The following is a 24,451-nucleotide window of genomic DNA, read 5'->3' on the forward strand; positions in this document are numbered from 1 at the left end:
CCGCGCCGCGCGACCGTAGACCCACAAGGGTCAGCGAAGTATCCACAGAAGTGGATTCGTCCACAGGAGAACGGACCTCACTGGTTCACGACACCGAAAGCATGGCAGGCTCTGAACACTGTGAGCCTGATGTCGAGGAGAGTGAATCCGTGCGGTCCGACGCCAACATCGCGGGACCGATGACCGATCCGGTCCCCGGTCCCCGTAGCGAGTCGTTCGGGGACGACGTTTCACGTGAAACGCCGCCCCCGATGGACGACACCCCGATCGGTCGTGCAGCTCAGCTGGCGGTGGAGGCACTTGGCCGCGCGGGTGAGGGGCTGCCCCGGCCTGAACAGACACGGGTCATGGTGGTTGCCAACCAGAAGGGCGGGGTCGGGAAGACCACGACCACGGTGAACCTGGCAGCCTCATTGGCCCTGCACGGTGCCCGGGTTCTGGTGATTGACCTCGACCCCCAGGGCAATGCGTCGACGGCGCTGGGGATCGACCATCACTCCGAAGTGCCCTCCATCTATGACGTGCTGGTGGAGAGCAAGCCACTCTCCGACGTGGTGCAGCCGGTCGCGGATGTGGAGGGTCTGTTCTGTGCGCCCGCCACGATCGATCTGGCCGGTGCGGAGATCGAGCTGGTTTCGCTGGTGGCGCGTGAGAGCCGCCTGGACCGGGCCATCAAGGCGTATGAACAGCCGCTGGACTACATCTTCATCGACTGTCCGCCCTCGCTCGGCCTGCTGACGGTCAACGCTCTGGTGGCCGGCGCCGAGGTACTGATCCCGATTCAGTGCGAGTACTACGCGCTTGAGGGACTGGGGCAGCTGCTGCGGAACGTTGATCTGGTGCGGGGGCATCTCAACCCCGAGCTCCATGTGTCGACGATCTTGCTGACCATGTACGACGGGCGGACCCGGCTGGCCTCCCAGGTCGCCGACGAGGTGCGCAGTCACTTCGGCCACGAGGTGCTCCGTACGAGCATCCCCCGCTCGGTGCGTATCTCCGAGGCACCCAGCTATGGGCAGACAGTGCTCACCTATGACCCGGGATCCAGTGGCTCGCTTTCCTACCTCGAAGCGGCCCGAGAGATCGCGTTGCGTGGGGCCCCGCAAACCGGAGGCCAGGGCCTCAACGTCAACTATGAAGCACAGCACAGCATCTCGGAGGGGACTCAGTGAGTGAACGACGTAGAGGCCTGGGCCGTGGGCTCGGTGCGCTGATCCCCGCGGCACCGCAGAGCACGGACAATGCAGGGTCGGCGGGACAGGGAGCGGCGTCACCGTCGTCCGCACCGGTCTTGGCTCCGGAGCGAGGAGTGGCGGCCGCCAAGGTGACGTCGCTGCCGGCGCACGGTGTTTCACGTGAAACGGAAGCACCGAACGGGACGGAGCCATCGTCGGCGGGCGTCTCAGCGGTGGCAGGAGCGCACTTCGCCGAAGTGCCGCTGGATGCGATCAAGCCGAACCCGCGACAGCCGCGTGAGGTCTTCGACGAGGACGCCCTTGCTGAGCTGGTCACCTCCATCAAGGAGGTGGGCCTGCTCCAGCCGGTGGTGGTCCGGCAGACGGGGCCGGGGCGGTATGAGCTCATCATGGGCGAGCGCCGCTGGCGGGCGTGCCGTGAGGCCGGCCTGGAGAAGATTCCCGCGATCGTGCGGGCCACGGACGACGAGAAGTTGTTGCTCGATGCGCTTCTGGAGAACCTTCACCGGGCACAGCTCAACCCGCTGGAAGAGGCAGCCGCCTACGACCAGTTGCTGAAGGACTTCAAGTGCACGCATGACGAGTTGGCCGACCGGATCGGGCGTTCGCGTCCGCAGGTCTCCAACACGCTGCGGCTGCTGAAGCTCTCGCCGTCCGTGCAGAAGCGGCTTGCCGCCGGTGTGCTCTCCGCAGGACATGCCCGCGCGCTGCTCTCCGTGGAGAACTCGGAAGAGCAGGACCACCTTGCGCGCCGCATCGTCGCGGAGGGACTGTCGGTCCGTTCCGTCGAGGAGATCGTGACCCTGATGGGTTCGACCCCCACGAGCGCGACCAAGGCCAAGGGGCCCCGTGCGGGTACTCGGGTGTCCCCCGCGCTCACGGGCTTGGCCTCCCGGCTGTCCGACCGTTTTGAGACCCGGGTGAAGGTCGACCTGGGGCAGAAAAAGGGAAAGATCGTCGTCGAGTTCGCCTCGATAGACGATCTGGAGCGGATCCTCGGCAGGCTTGCCCCTGGTGAGGGGCGCGTCCTGAGCCAGTCGCTGGCCGAGGAGGAAAGCAACGAAGAAGAGTGAGCTGATGCTCTCGGCTCCTGGGCGAGCCGTGTTCCGGAGCCCATACCGGAACACGGCCCGCCCTTTGCTCTCTTGCGGTACCCGTGCCCGTAAAGGGTGGATACGATGCGTTCGGGTATGGCACGCATCCATCTGGAGACACCTCACACCGAGGAGAGAGCCATGCAATCGGTGAGCCGCACCGGACTGTTGGCAGCGGGGTTCGGTCTCGCAGCCGTCGGAGGGTTCGTTGGTGGTCTGCTCAGAGAGCAGGCGGCGGTGACGGCGCTTCGTGGTGTGGCAGGCGCGGGAAGTGAGGACCTGGTTCCATGGGCCGTCGGCTCGTACCGCTCACGTTGGACAACCTTCCGGACCTCCCCAAGCGCTGCCGCTCCTGTGTCTTCTGGGAGCTCGACCCCGTCAGCGGCGAGGCCGCGGTAAAGGCGGGTCGCCCCGAGCTCGAGAAGGAAGCCTGGATCTCGGCAGTACTGCTGGAGTGGGGGTCCTGCGGACGGGTCGTCTATGTCGACGAGGTGCCCGTCGGGTTCGTGATGTACGCCCCGCCGGCGTATGTGCCGCGCTCCACGGCTTTCCCCACCAGCCCGGTCTCGCCGGACGCGGTGCAGCTGCTGACGGCGTGGCTGATCCCCGGCTACCAAGGTCAGGGGCTGGGGCGGGTGATGGTCCAGACGGTCGCCAAGGACCTCATCCAGCGCGGCTTCAAAGCCATTGAGGCCTTCGGCGATGCCCGCTGGAGCGAGCCGGCGTGTGTGCTGCCCGCCGATCATCTCCTCGCGGTCGGCTTCAAGACCGTACGGCCTCACCCCCGCTTTCCGCGGCTGCGCCTTGAGCTACGGACCACGATTTCGTGGAAGGAAGATGTCGAGCTGGCGCTCGACCGCTTGCTGGGAGCAGTCCAGAAGGAACCCGCCCTGCGGCCGCTGTGAAGCACGCGGTTTCACGTGAAACAGAGAACGGGCCCGTCCCCTTGGTGGGGCGGGCCCGTTTCCCGTGAAACGTCGTAGCGCGACTCAGGCGAGGTAGTCCGCCAGGTCGCGCTCGATCGCGGCCTTCGGCTTGGCACCGACGATGGTCTTCACGACCTCGCCGCCCTGGTAGACGTTCATGGTCGGGATCGACATGACGCCGTACTTGGCGGTGGTTGCCGGGTTCTCGTCGGTGTTCAGCTTGGCGATGACGATCTCGTCGTGCTCGGCGGCAATCGCCTCCAGGGACGGGGCGACCTGGCGGCAGGGACCGCACCAGGTGGCCCAGAAGTCCACGAGGACGGGCTTGTCGCTCTTGAGGACGACCTCTTCGAAGTTGTCGTCCGTGACGGTCACCGTGGCGCCGGCCATGGCAGTCTCCTTACTGGGGTGGGTGGTGGGAAAGCTGGGTGCGGATCAGACGGTCGCGGTCTTGTCCGGCTCGGAGGCCTCGCTGTCCGACAGCGCAGCGAGGAACCGCTCGGCGTCGAGGGCGGCGGAGCAGCCCGTGCCGGCTGCGGTGATCGCCTGGCGGTAGGTGTGGTCGACAACATCGCCGGCGGCGAAAACGCCCTGGAGGTTGGTCCGCGTGCTGGGCGCATCGACCTTGAGGTAGCCCTCGTCGTCGAGCTTCAGCTGACCCTTGAAGAGCTCGGTCCGCGGGTCGTGACCGATCGCGATGAAGAGGCCGGTGACGGGGAGCTCGGAGGTCTCGCCCGTCTTGCGGTTGCGCAGCGTCAGACCCGACAGCTTGCTCTCGCCGTGGATCTCGGCGACATCGCTGTCCCACACAAACTTGATCTTCGGGTCGGCGAAGGCGCGCTCCTGCATTGCCTTGCTGGCCCGCAGAGTGTCACGGCGGTGGACGACCGTGACCGACTTGGCGAAGCGGGAGAGGAAGGTGGCCTCCTCCATCGCGGTGTCGCCTCCACCGATGACGGCGATGTCCTGGTCCTTGAAGAAGAACCCGTCACAGGTGGCGCACCAGGAGACGCCACGGCCGGACAGCTCGTCCTCACGGGGCAGCCCGAGCTTGCGGTGCTGGGAGCCGGTGCTGACGATCACGGTCTTCGCCCGGTGCACATTTCCAGCGGTGTCCGTGACGGTCTTGATCTCCTCGGAGAGGTCGACCGAGACAATGTCGTCCGGCACAAGCTCGGCGCCGAAGCGCTCCGCCTGGGCGCGCATGTTGTCCATGAGGTCCGGCCCCATGATGCCGTCGCGGAAACCGGGGAAGTTCTCCACGTCGGTGGTGTTCATCAGCGCGCCCCCAGCGGTGACGGCACCTTCGAAGACCAGCGGCTTCAGGGACGCGCGGGCGGTGTAGAGCGCTGCGGTATAGCCCGCGGGCCCGGAGCCAATGATGATCACGTTGCGGACGTCGCTCACGGGTGTCTTCCTTGTCTCTGCCGACTGCTTGCTGGGGCTCTCGGAACTCTCACCCCACCCAACGGATCCTACGGGCCGAGCATTCCCGGAGTGTCACAGCGCACTTCTCGTCGCTCAGTCTCGCTGGTACGAGTGAGACAGCAGGACCTTTCCGGGAGCCGGCGGCGTGGCGGAGACGCAAGAGGAACTGACGACATACGCGGAGACGCGCTTCGGATCGGACGGATTCGGCAGAACCACGAGGTAGGCGTCCTTGCCCTGGTATTGAGTGTGGCTGGACGCGAGCGGAGTCTCCGTACGCTTGATCCCGAGGCGGACACACGAGGGGATGGTGTCGGCACCGCCGCGCATCGTCGACTCCGGGGAGGTTCGCGTGCCGATCTCCGGGGACTTGTGCGAGCCCTTTGACGCCAGTAGATCGTGGACACGCGATCCCAGGCTGGCGGCGGTCAGGCCGGCCGCGCGATCCGTGGTCGCTTTGGGGGTGACGGTGGCCCGGTCAGGACCTTTTGCCTGGGTGCCGTCGACGGTTGCGTTCTGGATGAGCAGGCCGCCGAAGCTGAAGACCGCCGCGGCCGCAGCGCTACCGAGCAGAATCCGGGGCCAGCGCCGTGCACGGGACGAGCGCTCGCCGGGTGACTGGCGACCCGGCCCGGACGAGCCCCGGGGCCGCCCGGACGGCCGGGCGGGCGGCGTGGCACGGCGGGGCAGCTCATCGGTTTCACGTGAAATAGCGACGGGGATGGTGGCTGTTTCACGTGAAACATGAGCCACGACGCCGCCGGGGGCGGTGGCATCCAGCAGCGCCTCGGCGGCAAGGGCGGCATCGATGCGACCGGCCACGTCGGCTGGCATCCGGACCGGGCCGGGGAGAGTGCCGAGCAGCGCCCGAATCTCTTCCAGGGAGGCATAGACGTCATCGCACAGCGGGCAGCCGGCGAGATGCTCACGTACATCCGCGCTGCGGGAGGGAGAAAGCAGCCCGTCCGTGAGGTCGGAAATCTCGGAGACTTCCGGGTGCTCCCCTGTGGGGTGCTCACCCGTGCCGGTCGTCGACGTCACGCTCGCCCACCTCCGCCCTTCACGGCACCTGTGTCCTTCGGCCCTGCCGTCGGTGGGACGGATGTCCCCTGCGCCCGGTTCCTTCCCCCGCTCGCGGGTTTGCTATCCCCGTTGTCGGCGCGCAGATGGGTGACCAAGGGGAGGAGCCGAGCGCGGCCCCGTGCGCACCGGCTTTTCACCGTGCCGGTGGGGATATCGAGGATCGCCGCGGCTTCCGCGACGGGGTAGCCCTGCATATCGACGAGGACGAGCGCGGCACGCTGCTCCTCGGGAAGGGTGCGCAGGGCGCTGAGCAGCTCCCGGTGCAGATCCTGGCGCTCGGCAGGGGCCGCGGCGGATTCCTCGGGCTCGAGAAGCTGCTCCAGCCGCTCGGTCTCGGCAACGGGCGAGGTGCGCCGAGAGGCGGCCTTACGGGCCCGGTCCAGGCAGGCATTGACCGTGATGCGGTGCAGCCAGGTCGTCACGGCGGACTGCCCGCGGAAGGTGTGGGCGGCGCGATAGGCGGAGACCAGGGCGTCCTGGACTGCGTCAGCGGCCTCTTCGCGGTCGCTGAGAGTGCGCAACGCCACTGCCCAGAGCCGGTCGCGATGGCGCCGGACAATCTCCCCGAACGCGTCGGGGTCGCCCTTTACGTGCAGGGCAAGGAGATCGGCGTCGGTTGGTATCGAAGCCTTGTCGCTGTCGGTGGACACGGGCCCCCCGGCCGTAGCTGCCTGATCTCGGTCCAATTGAAGCCCGCCAGGTCATGAATGTAAATGCTGTCGGAAGGCGGCGGTGAGCAGGCAGGTGGCCGATATACGCCGTTCTCACGTGGGCGTTCCGCACAGCAGCAGCGCCCAAGGGTGTGGGGCTCCGGCCCGCATACCGGACCGGAGCCCCACCACTGTCCTGGACGGTCGTGCCGCCTCGCCACCTGCTCAGCTGGTGAAGGACACCTCTGTCACACCCTGCCGGTACCCGGCGCCGGTGTACCCGTCACCCGGCGCATACGGCATCGCGGTGAGCCATACGACGACGTAGCGTGCCTTTTCCGGCTGCTTCAGCTTGACCTTGGCAGTCGAGTCCGCGGTCCTGCCCGTTCCGAGCTGCCGCATGGAGCTGAGCGGCTCGGACGGGGAGAGCGAATTGGCTGCATAGAGCGTCACGGTGGTGTGATCGCCGGTGTAGTGCAGACCGATCGACGCGCCGCTTATCTGCTGCTTCGAGCCGAGGTCGTAGACGAGGCCCACGCCCTTCTTGAAGGCCGGGTTCAGATCAGGGCCCTCGTGATAGCCCTTGCTGCCCCAGTAGGTGCTGGGGTTCCCGTCATAGGTGTCCTGCGCCTGATTCGCGTGCTGCGGCTGGCCGTCGGGGTAGTACTCACTACCGTCCACGATCTTGATCGGCTTGCCCTGGGGCTTCTTGGCCCCGCCGCCGCTTGGCTGCGAGTTGCTCGGGTCGTCCTGGTCCTTCTCCCGCTTGAGCAGGGTGTCTGCCAGCTGCCAGCTGCCCAGCCCCAGCGCCGCGATGAGCAGCGCGGAGACGGACCACTTGAGCGCCCGGCCGGTGCGGCTCTGCAACGGGGGCGGCGGAGTGGCGACAGGCTGCGTCGCCCGGGTCGGCTGCGTCGCCTGCCCCGGGGACTGCCGGTAGCTGCCCTGCTGGAATCCCGTGCGCTGGTACGGCGGAGGTGTGGTGAAGGAGGTCTCCGGAGGCCGGATACGCGGTACGGCCGCGACGGCCTTGGCCAGCTCCTCCGGGGTGGTGCACGGCTGCTCCTGGCGGGAAGCCGTGGCGCCATCGTTGATCAAGGCACGCATGGCGAGCTCGGACAGCCCGCGGTGAACGCCGGCCCGCACCTGGTCGGGTGCGATGAGCCCGACACCCTTGGGCAGGCCGGTGAGGCCATGGGCATCGTTCTCGTACGGCCAGCGCTGCGTCAGCGCGGCATAGAGCAGCGCACCGATCGCCTCCGTGTCCGTGCGCTGCGGGTGCTCGCAGGTGATGCCGCGCAGCGCCGCCATGACGGCCAGTCCGCGGATGCGGTACTGCCCGGACTCCGTACGCAGCACCGAGCCGGGCGTGATCCGCAGATGGGAAAGGCCCTCGCGGTGCGCGGCGGCCATGGCCTGGGAGACCTGGCTGACGAGCTGGTAGGCGTCGTGCGGCTCCAGGGGGCCGTTCGCGAGCACCGTGGTGAGCTCGGTGGCATCCGGCAGCCACTCATGGACCACGTAGACGAGGTCGTTCTCTTCGACGGCGTCCAGGACCTGGACGAACCGGGGGTCACCCAGCAGTGCCGAGGAACGGGCGGCGGACAGCACCGGCCGCGCCCGCGGGTGGTCGGCGGGCAGGATATGCACGCCGACGGCGCGGCGCAGCTTTTCGTCGACCGCGCGCCAACTACTGAATCCGTCCAGACGGGTGACGCACTCCTCGAGGCGGTAGCGTCTGGCAAGCTTGTGGCCGCTGTGCAGCTCCGGTGGCTCGGCTTCGATCGCCGCGGCACGCTCCTCGTCGGTGCCTGCGGCGTCCTTTTCCCCGCCGGATACCTTCTCGGCCTTAGCACCGTCGTCCGTGGCCTTACCCGCCTTGGCGGTCAGCGGTTCCTCACCGCTCGTGTCAGCCACGTCGACGGCAGCCGTGCTCCGTTCCGCCACCGTCGTTCCTGCCTCCCCATCCGTTGCAGGCTCAATGAGCCAAGACAATTGTGCCCACAGTCCGCCACTATGCACGACACACGGTGGCAGTCGATGGTTGTGCTCAATCAACGCCCAAGCTTCGACCGGACCATGCCGACCAGGGCGTTCAGTTCCTCGATGCGCATTTTGCGTGCAGCTACGTAGAACACGGCCAGAAGTGCGGCCGAGCCGGCGACCAGAGCGGCCAGCGACCCGAGGAACCCGCTGCCGAGCGTCTGCATGATCCCGTACACCGCGGCGCCCGAGATGATCGTGGCCGGGATGCTGGCGCCCGCCAGCCGTGCGTAGGTCCGGACGACATGAGCGGTGTCGAGGTCGCCGTCCATGCGCTTGCTCAGACGGCGCCAGGCCACGCCCACGCCGATGATGTACGCCAGGCCGTAGGAGGCCGCCATGCCGACCACGGCCCACTGGGCGGGCAGCACCAGGAAGCAGAGACCGGAGGCCGCGGCGTTGACGGCGGCGACGATCACCGTGTTGTAGAAGGGGGTGCGGGTGTCCTCGTACGCGTAGAAGGCGCGCAGGACGACGTACTGCACCGAGAACGGGATCAGCCCCACACCGAAGCCCATCAGCATGTAGCCCATCGGGATGCCGGCGCCGGACGAGCCGTAGACCAGCGTGCACAGCGGGATGCCGAGGGAGAGGAAGCCGAACGAGATCGGGACGATGGCGACGGCGGAGGTGCGCAGGCCCTGCGACATGTCGTCGCGGACGGCTCCGGTGTCACCGTCGTGCGCGGACCGTGCCAGCCGCGGCAGCAGCGCGGCCATGACGGAGACGGTGATGATCGCCTGCGGCATGTTCCAGATCAGCTGTGCGCTGGCGTAGGAGATGAAGCCGGTGCCCGGGTGTCCCTGGTCGTTGGCGGTGTTGCCGGCCCACGTGGAGAGCTGGGTGACGACGAGGACGCCCGCCTGGTTGGCGAGCACGAACAGCACGGTCCACTTGGCGAGCTTGGCGGCCTTGCCCAGGCCGTGGCCACGCCAGTCGAAGCGCAGCCGGAGCTTGAAGTCGGCGTCGCGCAGGTACGGGATCATCGCCAGCGCCTGGACGACGAGACCGAGGAGGGTGCCGATGCCCAGGAGCCGGATGCCCTCGTCGGGGATGGTGGTGACGCCGATGTGCGAGGTGTTCGCCGTGCCGTAGACCCAGATGAACAGGCCGAAGGTGGCGATCATGACGATGTTGTTGAGGACCGGGGTCCACATCATCGCGCCGAAGCGGCCGCGGGCATTGAGGATCTGTCCCATCACGACATGCAGACCCATGAAGAAGATCGTGGGTACGCAGTAGCGGGTGAACGCGACGGCGACCTCGTTGGCCGCCGGGTCACGGGAGATGTCGAAGGAGACCAGTTTCACCAGGAGTGGCGCCGCCACGACCGCCAGCACCGTCAGCGCGCCGAGAATCACGATGACCAGCGTCAGGAGCCGGTTGGCGTAGGCCTCGCCGCCGTCGTCGTCCTCCTTCATCGCGCGCACCAGCTGCGGGACGAAGACGGAGTTCAGACCGCCGCCGATGGTCAGGATGAAGATCATCGTCGGAAGCTGGTAGGCGACCTGCCAGGAGTCACCGAGCACGGCGCCACCGAGGGCCGCGACGATCAGCGCCGAGCGGACGAAGCCGGTGAGACGCGACACCATCGTGCCGGCCGCCATGACCGCGCTGGACTTCAGCAGGCCGGAGGCGCGGCCGCCGGAGGGCTTGCCGGCCGCCGCCACGGGGGCGGGCTCCGGCTCCGGCGCGGGCTGGTGGGGCACGGCCTCCGGTCCGGGCGTCGTACCGGCCACCGGGGGGCCCATCGGCGCAGGAGCGGGGTGCCGGCCCTCGTAGGACTGCTGGTCCCGGTAGAGATGCGCGAAGGCATCGGGCTCCGGACGCTCGTCGGCGGCCTGGGTGATCAGGTCGTCGACACCCACGAACTGTGTCGTCGCGGCGGCATCGCCGTACGGGAGATTGCGGGTCGGGCCCTGCGGCTCGGGCGGCGGGGGCGAGGCCCACAGCTGCGGGTCGGGCGTGTGGCGGCCCGCGGCAGGCTGCTGGTAGAGCGGATGCGCGGGCTGTCCCGGGGGCGGCGGGGGGTGCGCGGCGCGGTCGTAGAGCGCCTCGGTCACCGGATCCTGGGCCGTCGGGTCCTGTGCGCGGTGCGGGTCATTGCGGTAGGCGTCCTCGACGTAAGGGTCCTGGACGTAGGGATCCTGGTCCGCGGGCGGCGGGGGCGTCGGAGGGACCGGCCCCGTGGGGTCGCCATTGGCGCCCCGGCCCCGGTCACCGTCGTACGGCGCATTCATCGCTGCCCCACCTCATCCGTCGCCGGCCATCCGGCCCCGCCATCTATCAACGGTCCACTTTCTCACCTGAGCCGGACGGGTCGGAGCTTTCCGATCCGGTGTCCGGCGTGGGGTCACTCGGCTGCTCCGGCTCGTCGCCGTCCGTGCCGCCGTTGTCGCCATCCGTGCCTGAACCGTCATCGGGCTCGTCGCCGTCGGACCCGTTCTCGGTCCGCCGGGTGGCCGCCCGCTTGCGCTGAAGATAGATCCGTACACCGGCGAGCACGAGCAGCAGCACGCCGCCTGCGATGACGAGCATCACCGTGGCGGTGATCTCCGTGACGTTCACTTGGAACATCATCGGCTCACCGTACGGCTTTCCGTCCGCCGTGTAGAGCTGGGCGGTCACCCATGCCCGGCCATTGGCGTTCGCGGTGGTGTCGAACTTGAACGACTGGCTGTGCCCGCCGTCCACCGTGATCTGCTGCGACTTGCCCGCGTCCAGACGGTTGGGCTGGGACGAGGTCAGCTTCAGCGTCATGTCCTTGACGCCTTGGACCAGGTTGTTCTGCACCGTCACCGGAATCGTGGCGCTGCGCCCGGAGAGCGTTGCCCCCGACTTCTGGATCAGGCGAACCTTCTTGGTCAGACCGTCGAGGTAGTTGCGTACGGAGTGCCGGAACGTCTTGGCGCCGGCGGTGTTGCCCCGCCACTCCGTCGACATCTCCCGCATTATGGCGTTGCCGAACGGGGTCACCACGCGCTCCGGCTGGGCCAGGATCACCTGGAAGTCGTCCAGCGCGGACTGGGTGCCCTGGATCTGCCGGAAGGCGCTGACGGGGAGTTCCTGCCTGCGCAGTGAGGACGGGTAGGCGGCGCCGCTCGGCACATGACGGGTGGCGGCACGGTCGGGCTTGGCTTTGGCCGCGCCGGCGAGGTTCAGCGATTGGGTCCAGCTCCCGGAGTCGTCCAGACTCCGCAGGGCGGTGGCCATGGCGTGGGCCTGGCTGACCGAGGGCATGCGCTGCGGCGCGACGACGATGCTGCGCTGCCGACCGGGGTCCTCAAGGTTGATCATCTGGGTCTGGGCGAGGAACTCCTGGACCGCATGGGTGGAGTCTCCGGCCTTCGACATATCGCCTTCGAAGGCCCGCGAGAGCTGCGCGTCCGCGACGACTGCGGTGTTGCCGCCGCCGATGGGGCGGGCCGCCGTCGGGGTATAGGGCAGCCTGTCGGCATCCCGCAGGCTGTCACTGCGGGTGATCACGTTGTGTGCACCGGCCGAGGTCGCGACATCCACGATGGACGAGTCGACCGCGCCGTCGACGGGCCAGGCGAAGTCCGTGCGGGGCTTGACTCCGAGGATCGTGTCCACGGTCTTGTCGGCGAGGTCGGTGGCCGGGCCGAGGTGGCTGAGCGCGCTGGGCACGCCCTTGCCGTGGTGGGCGAGCGAGGCCAAGTCGGGGTCGGCGAAGGGCAGCGCGACGACCTCGTGCGTCTTGACCGCTTCTTCGAGGTCGTGCAGCCACTGCTTGGCGACTGCCTGGTTCTTGCCCATGGGCCCGTCCGGGCCGTCCACCCGGTACGACTTGGTCATCGCGTCGACGGTCGCGAGCAGGTCGGGATCGATGACGAAGGTCACCGGCAGGTTCTTGCCGAGTGCGACCATCTGCTGGAGCCGGCCTCCGGGCGCGAGCTCGGCAGCGAGGTCATCGTTGCGGAAGACCGGCGTCTGCTGAGCGTCGGCATCCGTCTCGGCGGTGAGGTGAGTGGGGGAGATCAGCGGCCACATGTACGTGAGCTGGGTCTTCTTGTCGGCATTGGCCGTCTGCCAGGGCAGGAACGTCCGGTCGAAGCCGAGGACCTGCCCGTACGGCGCGGCCTGAGAGCGCCCTGACAGAGAGATGCCGATCGGGTACACACCGCTATCGGTGAGCTCGAGGTCCTTGACCGGCACGCTGAGGCTGAAGGGGCGGCTGACGCCGGGCTCCAGTTTGCCGATCTTGTCGCTGTGGCCCTTGATCTCCTCACCGTCCGTACCCGGCTGATAACCGGTACGACGGGACGCATTCTCGATGGAGCTACGGCCGCCGAGCGCGGATCCATGGTGCATTCCGACATGCGCGTCCGTGATCGTGCTGCGGCCGTCGTTGGTGAGCGTGCCGGAGACGGTGACCGTGTCGTTCTTGGAGGGAGCGGACGGGGACATGGAATCGATGGTGACGTCGACCGTGCGGGAGCCCGTCGGGGCCGCCTGGGCGGACGCGGCATGCGGAACCTGGAGCAGCCCCATGAGAAGGAGCACTCCAGTGAGCAGTGTCACGGTCCTTCGCAGCCATCGACCACGCGGCCGTTCAGTCCCCTGGAACCCTGCCGCCTCGGCCACGCGCTCGCCCGTCCCTCGTCGTCGTCAGTGGTCGTTCGGAATGTGCGTCCACGAATGGTAACGAGACCCGCTGCGACGAAGTGCCAGGGACTGCTCCACATGATCGCGGCTCCGGAGGGGCCCGCGCCCAGCCTGTCCCCTTTATTACGTGACGCCTTGCGCTGCGCGGCCACGTACCCTGTTTTGTTGTGCCGAACGCCAACAATGACCTCCCCGCCCCGATCGCCGAGCGGACCCCGCAGTCGACGAACGCGCTGAACCATGTCCAGCGACGTGCCGTGAGCGAGCTGCTGAGGGTGTCCCCCGTCGCGGATGACCTGGCCCGTCGATTCCAGGAGGCCGGGTTCACACTTGCCCTGGTCGGCGGTTCGGTCCGGGATGCGCTGCTGGGCCGGCTCGGCAATGACCTGGACTTCACCACCGATGCCCGCCCCGAGGACGTTCTGAAGATCGTCCGGCCGTGGGCGGACGCGGTCTGGGAGGTCGGCATCGCCTTCGGGACGGTTGGCTGCAAGAAAGAGTCGTTCGACATCGAGGTCACGACCTACCGCTCCGAGGCGTACGACCGCACCTCTCGCAAGCCCGAGGTGTCGTACGGCGACACCATCGAGGACGACCTGGTGCGTCGGGACTTCACGGTGAACGCCATGGCGGTGCTGCTGCCGCAGAAGGAGTTCGTCGACCCGCACGACGGCCTGGAGGACCTGGCCGCGCGCGTGCTGCGCACGCCGGGGACGCCGGAGGAGTCGTTCTCCGACGATCCGCTGCGGATGATGCGCGCGGCCCGCTTCGCCGCCCAGCTGGATTTCGAGGTGGCCCCCGAGGTCGTCGCCGCGATGAAGGCGATGTCGGACCGCATCGAGATCGTCTCCGCGGAGCGTGTGCGGGACGAGCTGAACAAGCTGATCCTGTCCGCGCACCCGCGTGAGGGGCTGCGGCTGCTCGTCGAATCGGGCCTGGCCGACAAGGTCCTGCCTGAGCTGCCCGCGCTGCGGCTGGAAAGTGATGAGCATCACCGCCACAAGGACGTCTATGAGCACTCGCTGACGGTCCTGGAGCAGGCGATCGACCTCGAAGAGAACGGGCCCGATCTCGTGCTGCGGCTGGCTGCCCTTCTGCACGACATCGGCAAGCCCCGGACGCGGCGCTTCGAGAAGGACGGCCGGGTCTCCTTCCACCATCACGAGGTGGTGGGCGCGAAGATGACCAAGAAGCGGATGACCGCTCTGAAGTACTCCAACGACATGGTCAAGGACGTCTCGCGTCTGGTGGAGCTGCATCTGCGCTTCCACGGTTACGGGACGGGTGAGTGGACGGATTCCGCGGTCCGTCGGTATGTGCGAGACGCCGGCCCGCAGCTGGAGCGGCTGCACAAGCTGACGCGTTCGGACTGCACCACTCGCAACAAGCGCAAGGCCAGTGCCCTGTCGCGTGCCTACGACGGGCTCGAGGAACGCATCGCGCGGCTGGAGGAACAGGAAGAGCTGGAGTCGATCCGCCCAGACCTGGACGGCAACGACATCATGCAGGTCCTGGGCATCCGTCCGGGGCCCGAGGTCGGCAAGGCGTACAAGCAGATGCTGGAGCTCCGGCTGGAGCACGGACCCATGGAGCGGGAGGCAGCGGTCGCCGCTCTGAAGGAGTGGTGGGCCACGCAGGGCTGATGTTTCACGTGAAACAGGCGGTTGGCGAGCTGCCATGTTTCACGTGAAACGTGGGGCGGTGTTTCACGTGAAACACCGCCCCACGGCTTGTCCAGCGCTTTCGCGGCGCGCTACTTCGCCGAGGTCAGACAGAGCACCATGTGCGTGTCGGCCCGCCTGCGACGGTGCACGCTCTTGGTGTACGCCGATTCGTTTGCGGCGCACACGGACGGGTCCGAGGTGTCCTCGTGCACCGCGGACACCTTGTACTGGGCGTCCGAGGTGCCGCAATCAACCACCTCGAGGCCGTCGTCGAGTGCACTGCTGGACTTCTTCACGCAGTCGCCGACCTCGGCGCTGTCCGCGTCGTTCATGCTGCTGATCCAGGCGACCCCGATGAAGACCAGCCCGATGACGACGACGATGCCCTTCAGGATCGCCTTGGGGGAACGGGTTTTGCCGGGCCGCGGCGGCGGTACGGGAGCTCCGCCCTGCATGAAGGGCTGCTGCGGCGGCGCGGGGTAGCCCTGCTGCGGCTGTCCGTACGGAGCCTGCGGCTGCTGGGGGTAGGCGTATCCGCCCTGGGGCTGGCCGTAGGGGGCCTGGGGTGCCGGCGGTGCCTGCGGGTAAGAGTTCTGTCCGTAGGGCTGCCCGTACGGCTGCTGCCCGTACGGCGCCTGCCCATATGGTTGCTGGCCCTGCGGCGGCGTGGTCATGAATCTCCCCCGATATTGATGTGTACAGGCTCGTGTAGGACGTGCGTAAGGTATCTGGTCCCGGCGCCGCGTCGCAGGGCCTGGGCGTCACGAGGCGTCTAGCCACGTCCCCAGCGGAGAACTGCCGCGACGGTGACCGCATAGAGCACGGTCACGACGCCGAGCAGAGCGGCTGATCTTCCATCCGGTGGCAGCATGAGGGCAGCGACCGCGGCGGCACCGACGAAGGCGATATTGAAGAGCACGTCGTAGATGGCGAAGATCCGGCCGCGGAAGGCGTCGTCGACCGACGACTGGACGATGGTGTCGGTGGAGATCTTGGTCCCTTGGGTGCCGAGGCCGAGTACGAACGCGGCGGCCAGCATCGGACCCGGCGTGAAGAACAGCCCGAGAGACGGCAGCAACACGGCGCCTATCGCGGCACAGCAGGCGATCCAGCCGAACGCGGTGAGCCGCCCGACGGCCCAGGGCGTGACCACAGCGGCCGCGAAGAAGCCCGCTCCTGACACCCCGACGGTGATGCCGAGCAAGGCCAAGCCCTCCGACTCGGTGCCGGACCAGAGGTACCGGCACAGCATCAGCACCATGACCGTCAGGGCTCCGTAGCAGAAACGGATCACGGTCATCGCGATCAGTGCGCGAGCCGGGGTGCGCTGCTCGGCGAGGTGGCGCAGCCCGTCCACCAGCCCTCGCACCGTGCTCAACAGGGCTTCCCGGAGGTGCGGTTGGAGGCCTGCAGGGTCGGGGCCGAGCAGCTGCGGTGCCATGCGCAGGGCGGTGAGAGCCGAACAGAAATAGAGGGCCGCGGCGAGCAGCACGACATACGCGTCCACATCCGAGCCGGCCAGCCGGACGGCGAAGGCGAGCCCGCCGCCGGCCGTCGCGGCGAGCGTTCCGGCCGTGGGGGTCAGGGAGTTGGCCATGACCAGCTGCTGTTCACCGTCGACCACGCGCGGCAGCGCGGCGGAGAGCCCGGCCAGGACGAAGCGGTTCACTGCGGTCACGGCCAGGGCCGAGGCGTAGAAGAGCCAGTCGGGGACCTTCGACACGATCAGTGCCGCCGTCCCCATGGCCAGCAGGGTGCGCAGCAGATTGCCGTAGAGCAGGACCTGACGGCGCCGCCAGCGGTCGAGCAGCACGCCGGTGAACGGCCCGAGGAGGGAGTACGGGAGCAACAGGATCGCCATGGCGGAGGCGATGGCCGCGGGCGAGGTCTGCTTCTCGGGCGAGAAGACGACGAAGGTGGCGAGCGCGACCTGGAACACTCCGTCGGCCCCCTGGGACAGGAGCCGTGCGGCAAGGAGCGAACGGAAGTCGCGCAGCCGGAGGAGGACGCGCAGGTCGCGCACAGCATGCATGGGGCACAGCCTCACACAGCCCGCAGGCCCCCGGGTGGAATACCCGGGGGCCTGCGCAGGGGCGGTAAGTCGGGCGTCTCAGCGCTCGACTTCGCCGCTGATGAACTTCTCGACGTTCTCCCGTGCCTCGTCGTCGAAGTACTGCACCGGCGGGGACTTCATGAAGTACGAGGACGCGGAGAGGATCGGGCCGCCGATGCCCCGGTCCTTGGCGATCTTCGCGGCGCGCAGGGCGTCGATGATGACACCCGCGGAGTTCGGGGAGTCCCAGACCTCGAGCTTGTACTCCAGGTTCAGCGGGACATCACCGAAGGCGCGTCCCTCGAGGCGGACATAGGCCCACTTGCGGTCGTCCAGCCAGGCCACATAGTCCGAGGGGCCGATGTGGACGTTGTCCTCGCCCATCTCGCGGTCGCGGATCTGGGACGTGACCGCCTGCGTCTTGGAGATCTTCTTGGACTCCAGGCGCTCGCGCTCGAGCATGTTCTTGAAGTCCATGTTGCCGCCGACGTTCAGCTGCATCGTGCGGTCCAGGGTGACGCCCCGGTCCTCGAAGAGCTTGGCCATCACGCGGTGCGTGATCGTGGCGCCGACCTGCGACTTGATGTCGTCCCCGACGATCGGGACACCGGCCTCGGTGAACTTGTCCGCCCACTCCTTGGTGCCGGCGATGAAGACCGGGAGGGCGTTGACGAACGCGACCTTGGCGTCGATGGCGCACTGGGCGTAGTACTTCGCAGCGTCCTCGGAGCCGACCGGTAGGTAGCAGACCAGGACGTCGATCTGCTTGTCCTTGAGGACCTGGACGATGTCGACCGGGGCTTCGGGGGACTCCTCGATGGTCTGGCGGTAGTACTTGCCCAGGCCGTCGAGGGTGTGGCCACGCTGGACCGTCACACCCGCGTTGGGCACGTCGCAGATCTTGATGGTGTTGTTCTCGCTGGCGCCGATGGCATCCGCGAGGTCGAGCCCGACCTTCTTGGCATCGACGTCGAATGCCGCCACGAACTCGATGTCACGCACGTGATAGTCGCCGAACTGCACGTGCATGAGACCGGGCACGCGGCTCTTCGGGTCGGCGTCCTTGTAGTACTCGACGCCCTGTACCAGCGAGGCGGCGCAGTTGCCCACGCCGACGATGGCTACGCGAACCGAACCCATTCCGGTTGCTCCCTGTGTTCTCGATGAGGGCCTGCACAGCAGAGCCTCATGTGGTGGTGTCATCGGACGGATCCGGCCGGGAACCACCCCGGTGCCGGGGCAGGCCGCCCGTATCTCCTGACTGGTTCTTCTTGTCCTGTGCTGCGGGACCTGGTGGGCGCTGATCGCGCCCGGCGCGCTCACTCTCGATGAGCTCGTTCAACCAACGCACTTCGCGCTCCACGGACTCCATGCCGTGCCGCTGTAGTTCGAGGGTGTAGTCGTCCAGCCGCTCGCGGGACCTGGCCAAGGAGGTACGCATCCTCTCGAGGCGCTCCTCCAGCCGGCTGCGGCGGCCCTCCAGCACACGCATCCGTACGTCGCGCGACGTCTGGCCGAAAAACGCGAAGCGGACGCCGAAGTGCTCGTCCTCCCACGCATCCGGTCCGGAGTGGGCGAGCAGTTCTTCGAAGTGTTCTTTGCCCGCTGAGGTCAATCGGTAGACGATCTTGGCTCGGCGACCCGTCAGCGCCGCGGGGGGTACGTCCTCCGGGGAGCCGTCCGTCTCCTCGATGAGCCAGCCGCTCGCGACCAGCGCCTTGAGGCAGGGGTAGAGGGTGCCATAGCTGAACGCACGGAAGACCCCGAGCGAGGTATTGAGCCGTTTTCGCAGCTCATAGCCGTGCATCGGGGACTCGCGGAGCAGGCCGAGGACGGCGAACTCGAGGATGCCGGAACGTCTGCTCATCCTCCGCCTCCTGGGTCCTGTGCGTTCTTTATGCCGTGCTGATGTATCGACTCGATACATCCAGACGATAGATCGGTCGACTGGGTGGAACAAGAGGGGGCACGGTGAACGGCATCACATCACCGAATCGTTCTCATCAACCTGACTGATTTGGAGTGAATTTCAACACTGGGCAGGTTTTGGCCGTGCGTAGTCTGTGCGGCATGCAGACTGCCGGGAACCGTGGGCCAATATCTGGCGTCCCTGTCCTCGGTGTAGTGCGGCTCGCGCCTCAGGAGCGAGTCGTGCATCGGGGGGACCTGAAGACAACTGCCGCCTTCAGGCGACGAGATAGCGCGCCTGCCCGAGGAGTATTCGTTCCATGAGCGAGCACCGTCGCAAACCGCCACAGCCGCAGGGTGGCGGACGTGCCGCGGCCCGACGCGCCGCACAGCAGCCACCGGGGCGTCGAACCGCCTCTTCGCGTGGCTCCGCAGCCAATCCTGCCTCGCACTCCGAGCCGACCGGTCATGAGCCGCGGCAAGGAGGGCGCGCCGAGGCCCGCAGAGCTTCCCAGCGCAGCGGCCGCCGACGGGCGTCCGAGGCGTCCGGAGCGGCTGCCGGAGGCGGCGCCGGTGGCCGTGGCGGTGGAGGCCGGCGCGGCGGTGGTGGCGGTGGCCCCGAGGGGGGCCGCGGTCGCGGTCGTGGCGGCGGGACGCCGGCCAAGAAGCGTCTGATCGACTATCCGCGTGCCAACCGTGTCGGGTGGCGGCGCTTTGTGCCGTCCTGGAAACAGGTCACCACCCTGTGCGTCGGTTTCATAGGGCTGATCGTGGGCGCCTCCGGCGTCGCGCTGGCCCTGGTGAACGTGCCCAGCGAGAGTGACGCCGCCAAGTCGCAGAACAACGTCTACCTCTGGTCCAACGGCAAGGTCATGGCGCGTGACGGTGAGACGAACCGGCAGAACGTCACGATCAACGAGATTCCGCGCTCGATGCAGAATGCGGCCATCGCTGCGGAGAATGCGTCGTTCCGAACGGACTCGGGCGTGGACCCGATGGGCATCGCGCGTGCCGTGTTCAACATGGCGAAGGGCGGCTCGACCCAGGGCGGCTCGACCATCACCCAGCAGTACGTGAAGAACGCCATGCTGAGCCAGCAGCAGACCCTTGACCGCAAGTTCAAGGAGCTGTTCATCGCGATCAAGGTCGGCTGGTCGAAGAACAAGGAGCAGATCCTTCAGGGCTATCTGAACACCAGTTACTACGGCCGTGGGGCTTACGGGATCCAGGCAGCGGCTCAGGCGTACTACGGAATCGACGCCGAGAAGCTGGATGCGAATCAGAGCGCCTTCCTGGCCACCGTGCTTAAGGGCGCGGACCTGTACGACCCGGCGGGCGGCACCAGCCCGGGAGCCACGCGGGCGGCGAACACCAAGCGTGCCGAGGCACGGTGGTCCTGGATCCTCGACCGGGAGGTCGAGAACCACCTGTTGTCGAAGACGCAGCGGGAGAAGTACCGGGGCCGCTTCCCCAAGCCGCATCTGCCGAAGCCGGTGGCCAGCAAGGGTGGCCAGATCGGCTACATGATGGACACCGCGAAGAAGTACGTGCTGAAGCACGCGGGTCTCAGCGAGGCGCAGTTCGACAAGGGCGGCTACACGATCCGGACGACCTTCGACGCGAAGAAGACCACTCAGCTCGAGGGCGCGGTCAAGAAGGTCAACAAGCGGTACATCGACCCGGAAAAGCGCGCAAAGGACAAATACGTCCAGTTCGGTGGCGCCTCCGTGGTGCCGGGAGACGGCAAGATCGTCGCCCTGTACGGCGGTGAGGGCTACGACAAGGGGCACTTCAGCAACAACGCCGACACCTTCGGTGTACCGGTCGGCTCGACCTGGAAGCCGTTCGTGCTCGCAGCGGCGATGGAGCACGGAACGGCCCGTAGCGGCGGCCCGCTCTCGCCGGACAGCCGCTACAACGGCGATGACCACCTCAAGGTGAAGGACGCCGAAGGTCACTTCGTTATGAAGCGGGACAACACGCCCTTCTTCCAGGAAAACGAGAGCAACCATCCCTGGGGCTACATCCCCTTGACCAAGGCGATGGAACAGTCGGTCAACACGCCGTTCGTGCAGCTCGGCATGGATGTCGGGATGAGCAAGGTCCGCGACATGGCGGAGGCTGCTGGTATCTCGCCGGCCAGCTTCGACAAGAACCTGAACCCGTCCTTTGCGCTGGGCACCTCCACGCCGAGCGCGATTCGTATGGCCGATGCCTATGCGACCTTCGCCCAGTCGGGAACGAAGGTGGAGCCCTATTCGGTGACCAAGGTGACGTTCCAGGGTGAAGACCTGACGGGCTTCGACAAGCCCAAGCAGGAGACGGCGATGGAACCCAACGTCGCCAACAACGTGACCAAGGTGCTACAGAACGTCATCAAGAACGGTACGGGCAAGCTGGCCAATCGGCTGAACATGCCGGCAGCGGGCAAGACCGGCACCACCGACGAGAACAAGTCGGCCTGGTTCGTCGGCTACACCAAGCAGCTGTCGACTGCCGTCACGATGTTCCGTGAGGACGCAGGGAATCCGCGTCAGCTGTCCATGAACGGTGTCGGTGGCTTCGACTCGATCCACGGTGGCGCACTGCCCACCGAGGTGTGGACCGAGTACATGCTCCAGGCGATGAAGGGCGTTACGCCGGAGACCTTCCAGCCCGCTACGCCCATCGGGCAGAAGGTGGACGAGGCAGGTATGCCGACGCCGACGCCGACGCCCACGCCGTCGGACTCCCCGTCGGAGTCTCCGTCGGAGACGCCGAGCGATTCCGCTTCCCCGACGAACTCTCCCAGCCCGACCCCGACAGACACCTGTTCTCCCTGGGACGTCAACTGCAGGAACAGCGGGGGGACGAGTAACGGCGGAGCTAACGGTGGAGGACCGGGTGGACCGGGTGGACCGGGCGGTGACACCGGTGGGACGAGTCCGACACCTGATCCGACGGATGCGAACGGCGGTGGCGGCCTGTTCGGCGGCCCCAGCGGCTGACGGCCGTTTCACGTGAAACGCTGAATGTTTCACGTGAAACACGGGGCCACGAAGCCCCCGACCGGCTCGACCGGGCGGGGGCTTCGCCGTCTTCTGGACAGGGGCGTACGGCAGGATGGGCCCATGACGAGCGTGCGACGGGACGAGTCGGTACGGCCGACCAGGCGGGATGAGGTGGGGGCGGCCGGCAGCGAGCTGATCGGCGGGCCGATCGGCCGACGCGCACTGCTCGGGACGCATTGGCTGACGCCGGTGCGGATCATCGCGCTCATCGCCATCGGCATGTTCGCGCTGGGCATGGTGCAGAAGCTGCCCTGCTACAACGGTGGCTGGTTCTTCGGCGCCACGAGCCAGTACACCCACGCCTGCTACTCGGACATTCCCCATCTCTATGCGGGGCGGGGCTTTGCCGATGGGCTGATCCCCTATTTCGACCGGTTGCCCGGCGATATGGAGTATCTCGAATACCCCGTGCTCACCGGCGTCTTCATGGAGGTCGCCTCCTGGATGACACCGCACGCCGGGGGAATCCAGCACCGCGAACAGATCTACTGGCTGGTCAACGCCGGCATGCTGATGATCTGCGCCGCTGTCATCGCGGTGTGTGTGACCCGCACCCACCGGCGGCGCCCCTGGGACGGCCTCCTGGTCGCCCTGGCACCGGCCGCCGCCCTGACCGCCACCATCAACTGGGATCTGCTGGCGATCGCCCTGACGGCCGCCGGGATGCTGATGTGGTCCCGCAGTCGCCCGCTGGCGGCCGGCATCCTCATCGGCCTGGCTACCGCGGCGAAGCTGTATCCGGTGCTGTTGCTGGGCCCCTTGCTGGTGCTGTGCTGGCGCGCGGGAACCTGGCGCGCGTACGGGAGGGCGGCGGTCGGCGCTGCGGCCTCCTGGCTCGTGGTGAACCTGCCGGTGATGATCACGCACGATGCCGCGGGATTCCATATCCGGGAGGGCTGGGCGAAGTTCTATACCTTCAGCCAGGAGCGACCCATCGACTTCGGTTCGATCTGGCTCCTGATCTCGCAGCGCACCGGTAACCCCCTGGAGAACGCCAATACCTACGCCGCGCTGCTGATGATCGTGGGCTGTGGCGCCATTGGCCTGCTGGCCCTCTACGCGCCGCGCCGTCCGCGCTTCGCGCAGCTGGCCTTCCTCGTCGTCGCGCTGTTCATCCTCACCAACAAGGTCTATTCGCCGCAGTACGTCCTGTGGCTGACCCCGCTCGCCGCGCTGGCCCGGCCGCGCTGGCGGGACTTCCTGATCTGGCAGGCCTGCGAGGTCATGTACTTCCTGGGGATCTGGATGTACCTCGCCTACACGGGAAGCGGCGACAAACACCAAGGCCTGCCGCTGGAGGGCTACCAGCTGGCCATCGTGCTGCACCTCGTGGGCACGCTCTATCTGTGCGCCGTGGTCGTACGGGACATCCTGATGCCGGAGCGCGATGTGGTCCGCAGGGACGGGGACGACGACCCCTCGGGCGGAGTCCTGGACCGCAGCCCCGATGTGTTCGTGCTCAGCCGGGCCCAGCACCGTCCCCGGCACGCGGTGCACTTCGAGGGGGCGCCACAGGTGCGCTGGGGCGCCGTACGGGAATGAGCCGACCCCTGCCCTCCGCGCCAAAGGGCCCGGTGCCGCAGACGTTCTCTGCGGCACCGGGCCCTTGGCGTGTGTCCGAGCGGGCGCTCGGCCGGTTCAGCGGTCCACGATGCGGTCGAACTGGGTGGTGGTGTGCCGCAGATGGGCCACCAGCTCCTCACCGACCTGCGGCTGCGGTGCGTCTCCCGGCACGAACAGGATCGACACCTGCATGTGCGGCGGCTCCGCGAACCAGCGCTGCTTCCCGGCCCACACATACGGCGCGAGATTGCGGTTGACAGTTGCCAGGCCGGCCCGGGCCACGCCCTTGGCGCGCGGCATCACGCCGTGCAGTGCCTTGGGCGACTCCAGGCCGACACCGTGCGAGGTGCCGCCGGCCACCACGACCAAGTAGCCGTCGGAGGCCGCCTTCTGCTGGCGGTAGCCGAAGCGCTCGCCCTTGGCGACCCGGGTGACATCGAGCACCGAGCCGCGGTACTCGGTGGCGTCGTGGTCGCCGAGCCACAGCCGCGTGCCGATCCGCGCGCGGAACCGTGTCTGGGGGAACTGCTGCTGGAGACGGGCGAGTTCATCGGCCTTGAGATGGCTGACGAACATGGTGTGCAGCGGGAGGCGGGCGGCGCGGAGCTGGTCCATCCAGCCGATGACCTCCTCGACCGCGTCGGACCCGTCGGTGCGGTCCAGCGGCAGGTGCAGCGCGAAGCCCTCGAGCCGGATGTCCTCGATGGCCGCGGCCAGCTTCGGCAGATCCTCCGGCTTGACGCCATGGCGCTTCATGCTGCTCATGACCTCGATGACGACCCGGGCGCCGACCAGGCCGCCCACGCCCTCGACGGAGGAGACCGAGCGGATCGCCCGGTCGGGCAGCGGCACCGGCTCCTCGCCGTGGCGGAACGGTGTCAGAACGAGCAGGTCGCCGCTGAAGAAGTCCTTGATACGGGCCGCTTCATAGGTCGTCCCGACCGCGAGGATGTCGGCGCCCAGGCGGGTCGCTTCATCGGCGAGGCGCTCATGGCCGAAGCCGTAACCGTTGCCCTTGCAGACCGGGACCAGCCCGGGGAACTGCTGGAAAACGCTCTGGTGATGCGCCCGCCAGCGCGCGGTGTCGACGTAGAGGGTGAGCGCCATGGCCGGGCCCGGAACCTTTCTCGTGGCTGGTGTGTCAGGAGTACGGACGGTGCGGTGAAG

At 67.7% G+C, this 24,451-nt stretch carries 18 protein-coding genes; 6 read left to right on the top strand and 12 right to left on the bottom strand.

Annotation, left to right across the window (positions count from 1 at the left end; translation table 11 throughout):
• The first annotated feature begins 101 nt into the window (after positions 1-101).
• From IF67_RS0128880 to IF67_RS0128890, 3 genes are all read left to right on the top strand, one after another.
• Positions 102-1,172 carry an AAA family ATPase gene (locus IF67_RS0128880; protein WP_078889685.1) on the top strand — a complete coding sequence of 357 codons (1,071 nt, stop codon included), beginning with the start codon at positions 102-104 and terminating at the stop codon, positions 1,170-1,172.
• Positions 1,169-2,269 carry a ParB/RepB/Spo0J family partition protein gene (locus tag IF67_RS0128885; RefSeq protein WP_078889686.1) on the top strand — a complete coding sequence of 367 codons (1,101 nt, stop codon included), beginning with the start codon at positions 1,169-1,171 and terminating at the stop codon, positions 2,267-2,269. Before IF67_RS0128880 ends, IF67_RS0128885 begins: the two co-directional genes overlap by 4 nt.
• 308 nt (positions 2,270-2,577) lie before the next feature.
• Positions 2,578-3,195 carry a GNAT family N-acetyltransferase gene (locus tag IF67_RS0128890; protein ID WP_030075726.1) on the top strand — a complete coding sequence of 206 codons (618 nt, stop codon included), beginning with the start codon at positions 2,578-2,580 and terminating at the stop codon, positions 3,193-3,195.
• 84 nt (positions 3,196-3,279) lie between these two features.
• Here the strand turns inward: IF67_RS0128890 and trxA are convergent, their stop codons facing one another.
• From trxA to IF67_RS0128925, 7 genes are all read right to left on the bottom strand, one after another.
• Complete coding sequence (gene trxA, locus IF67_RS0128895) at positions 3,280-3,606, bottom strand: thioredoxin (protein WP_030615259.1); 327 nt, start codon at positions 3,604-3,606, stop codon at positions 3,280-3,282.
• A 45-nt stretch (positions 3,607-3,651) separates the two neighbouring features.
• Complete coding sequence (gene trxB / locus IF67_RS0128900) at positions 3,652-4,623, bottom strand: thioredoxin-disulfide reductase (RefSeq protein ID WP_030990590.1); 972 nt, start codon at positions 4,621-4,623, stop codon at positions 3,652-3,654.
• Positions 4,624-4,737: 114 nt separating this feature from the next.
• The gene (locus IF67_RS0128905; RefSeq protein ID WP_030990592.1) at positions 4,738-5,685 is read right to left on the bottom strand and encodes an anti-sigma factor family protein; all 948 of its coding nucleotides are present in this window, start codon (positions 5,683-5,685) and stop codon (positions 4,738-4,740) included.
• Positions 5,682-6,377 carry an RNA polymerase sigma factor SigM gene (sigM, locus tag IF67_RS0128910; RefSeq protein ID WP_030990594.1) on the bottom strand — a complete coding sequence of 232 codons (696 nt, stop codon included), beginning with the start codon at positions 6,375-6,377 and terminating at the stop codon, positions 5,682-5,684. Before sigM ends, IF67_RS0128905 begins: the two co-directional genes overlap by 4 nt.
• A 225-nt stretch (positions 6,378-6,602) precedes the next feature.
• A complete protein-coding gene (locus tag IF67_RS0128915) occupies positions 6,603-8,324 on the bottom strand; it encodes a protein kinase family protein (protein WP_030990597.1) in 1,722 nt (573 codons plus the stop codon).
• Positions 8,325-8,431: 107 nt separating this feature from the next.
• Positions 8,432-10,660 (bottom strand): murein biosynthesis integral membrane protein MurJ, encoded by a 2,229-nt coding sequence (gene murJ, locus IF67_RS0128920; protein WP_030990599.1) that lies wholly within the window; start codon positions 10,658-10,660, stop codon positions 8,432-8,434.
• 46 nt (positions 10,661-10,706) lie between these two features.
• On the bottom strand, positions 10,707-12,962 hold the full coding sequence (locus IF67_RS0128925; RefSeq protein WP_037839989.1) for a DUF6049 family protein: 2,256 nt from the start codon (positions 12,960-12,962) through the stop codon (positions 10,707-10,709).
• A gap of 251 nt (positions 12,963-13,213) precedes the next feature.
• On the opposite strand from IF67_RS0128925, the gene IF67_RS0128930 reads away from it, so the two are divergent.
• On the top strand, positions 13,214-14,689 hold the full coding sequence (locus IF67_RS0128930) for a CCA tRNA nucleotidyltransferase (protein ID WP_051818696.1): 1,476 nt from the start codon (positions 13,214-13,216) through the stop codon (positions 14,687-14,689).
• 110 nt (positions 14,690-14,799) lie between these two features.
• Here IF67_RS0128930 and IF67_RS45265 read toward each other — a convergent pair whose 3' ends face one another.
• The 4 genes from IF67_RS45265 to IF67_RS0128950 form a co-directional block, all read right to left on the bottom strand.
• Positions 14,800-15,384 carry an LppU/SCO3897 family protein gene (locus IF67_RS45265; RefSeq protein ID WP_037839991.1) on the bottom strand — a complete coding sequence of 195 codons (585 nt, stop codon included), beginning with the start codon at positions 15,382-15,384 and terminating at the stop codon, positions 14,800-14,802.
• 98 nt (positions 15,385-15,482) lie between these two features.
• Positions 15,483-16,742: an MFS transporter gene (locus tag IF67_RS0128940; protein ID WP_030990607.1), complete on the bottom strand. Its 1,260-nt coding sequence runs from the start codon at positions 16,740-16,742 to the stop codon at positions 15,483-15,485.
• 78 nt (positions 16,743-16,820) lie between these two features.
• Complete coding sequence (locus tag IF67_RS0128945; RefSeq protein ID WP_030990609.1) at positions 16,821-17,903, bottom strand: inositol-3-phosphate synthase; 1,083 nt, start codon at positions 17,901-17,903, stop codon at positions 16,821-16,823.
• Positions 17,904-17,949: 46 nt separating this feature from the next.
• Positions 17,950-18,630, bottom strand: a complete 681-nt coding sequence (locus IF67_RS0128950) for a PadR family transcriptional regulator (protein WP_030990611.1) — start codon at positions 18,628-18,630, stop codon at positions 17,950-17,952.
• A gap of 361 nt (positions 18,631-18,991) precedes the next feature.
• On the opposite strand from IF67_RS0128950, the gene IF67_RS0128955 reads away from it, so the two are divergent.
• Complete coding sequence (locus IF67_RS0128955; protein ID WP_234341388.1) at positions 18,992-21,658, top strand: transglycosylase domain-containing protein; 2,667 nt, start codon at positions 18,992-18,994, stop codon at positions 21,656-21,658.
• A 123-nt stretch (positions 21,659-21,781) separates the two neighbouring features.
• Entirely contained in the window at positions 21,782-23,263 is a 1,482-nt protein-coding gene (locus IF67_RS0128960; protein ID WP_030990615.1) for a glycosyltransferase family 87 protein, read from the top strand.
• A gap of 96 nt (positions 23,264-23,359) precedes the next feature.
• On the opposite strand, the gene IF67_RS0128965 is transcribed toward IF67_RS0128960, so the two are convergent.
• Positions 23,360-24,391: an alanine racemase gene (locus IF67_RS0128965; protein ID WP_030990617.1), complete on the bottom strand. Its 1,032-nt coding sequence runs from the start codon at positions 24,389-24,391 to the stop codon at positions 23,360-23,362.
• Positions 24,392-24,451: the final 60 nt, after the last annotated feature.

It is taken from the genome of Streptomyces sp. NRRL S-1813 (assembly GCF_000719605.1).
Classification (GTDB): Bacteria; Actinomycetota; Actinomycetes; order Streptomycetales; family Streptomycetaceae; genus Streptomyces; species Streptomyces decoyicus.

What these genes read in the sequence shown, in the direction of transcription:
- IF67_RS0128880 (WP_078889685.1), top strand. Translation starts at nt 102, where the DNA reads ATGGCAGGCTCTGAACACTGTGAGCCTGATGTCGAGGAGAGTGAATCC.
- IF67_RS0128890 (WP_030075726.1), top strand. Translation starts at nt 2,578, where the DNA reads ATGGGCCGTCGGCTCGTACCGCTCACGTTGGACAACCTTCCGGACCTC.
- trxA (WP_030615259.1), bottom strand. Translation starts at nt 3,606, where the DNA reads ATGGCCGGCGCCACGGTGACCGTCACGGACGACAACTTCGAAGAGGTC.
- murJ (WP_030990599.1), bottom strand. Translation starts at nt 10,660, where the DNA reads ATGAATGCGCCGTACGACGGTGACCGGGGCCGGGGCGCCAATGGCGAC.
- IF67_RS45265 (WP_037839991.1), bottom strand. Translation starts at nt 15,384, where the DNA reads ATGACCACGCCGCCGCAGGGCCAGCAACCATATGGGCAGGCGCCGTAC.
- IF67_RS0128940 (WP_030990607.1), bottom strand. Translation starts at nt 16,742, where the DNA reads ATGCATGCTGTGCGCGACCTGCGCGTCCTCCTCCGGCTGCGCGACTTC.
- IF67_RS0128945 (WP_030990609.1), bottom strand. Translation starts at nt 17,903, where the DNA reads ATGGGTTCGGTTCGCGTAGCCATCGTCGGCGTGGGCAACTGCGCCGCC.
- IF67_RS0128950 (WP_030990611.1), bottom strand. Translation starts at nt 18,630, where the DNA reads ATGAGCAGACGTTCCGGCATCCTCGAGTTCGCCGTCCTCGGCCTGCTC.
- IF67_RS0128955 (WP_234341388.1), top strand. Translation starts at nt 18,992, where the DNA reads ATGAGCGAGCACCGTCGCAAACCGCCACAGCCGCAGGGTGGCGGACGT.
- IF67_RS0128960 (WP_030990615.1), top strand. Translation starts at nt 21,782, where the DNA reads ATGACGAGCGTGCGACGGGACGAGTCGGTACGGCCGACCAGGCGGGAT.
- IF67_RS0128965 (WP_030990617.1), bottom strand. Translation starts at nt 24,391, where the DNA reads ATGGCGCTCACCCTCTACGTCGACACCGCGCGCTGGCGGGCGCATCAC.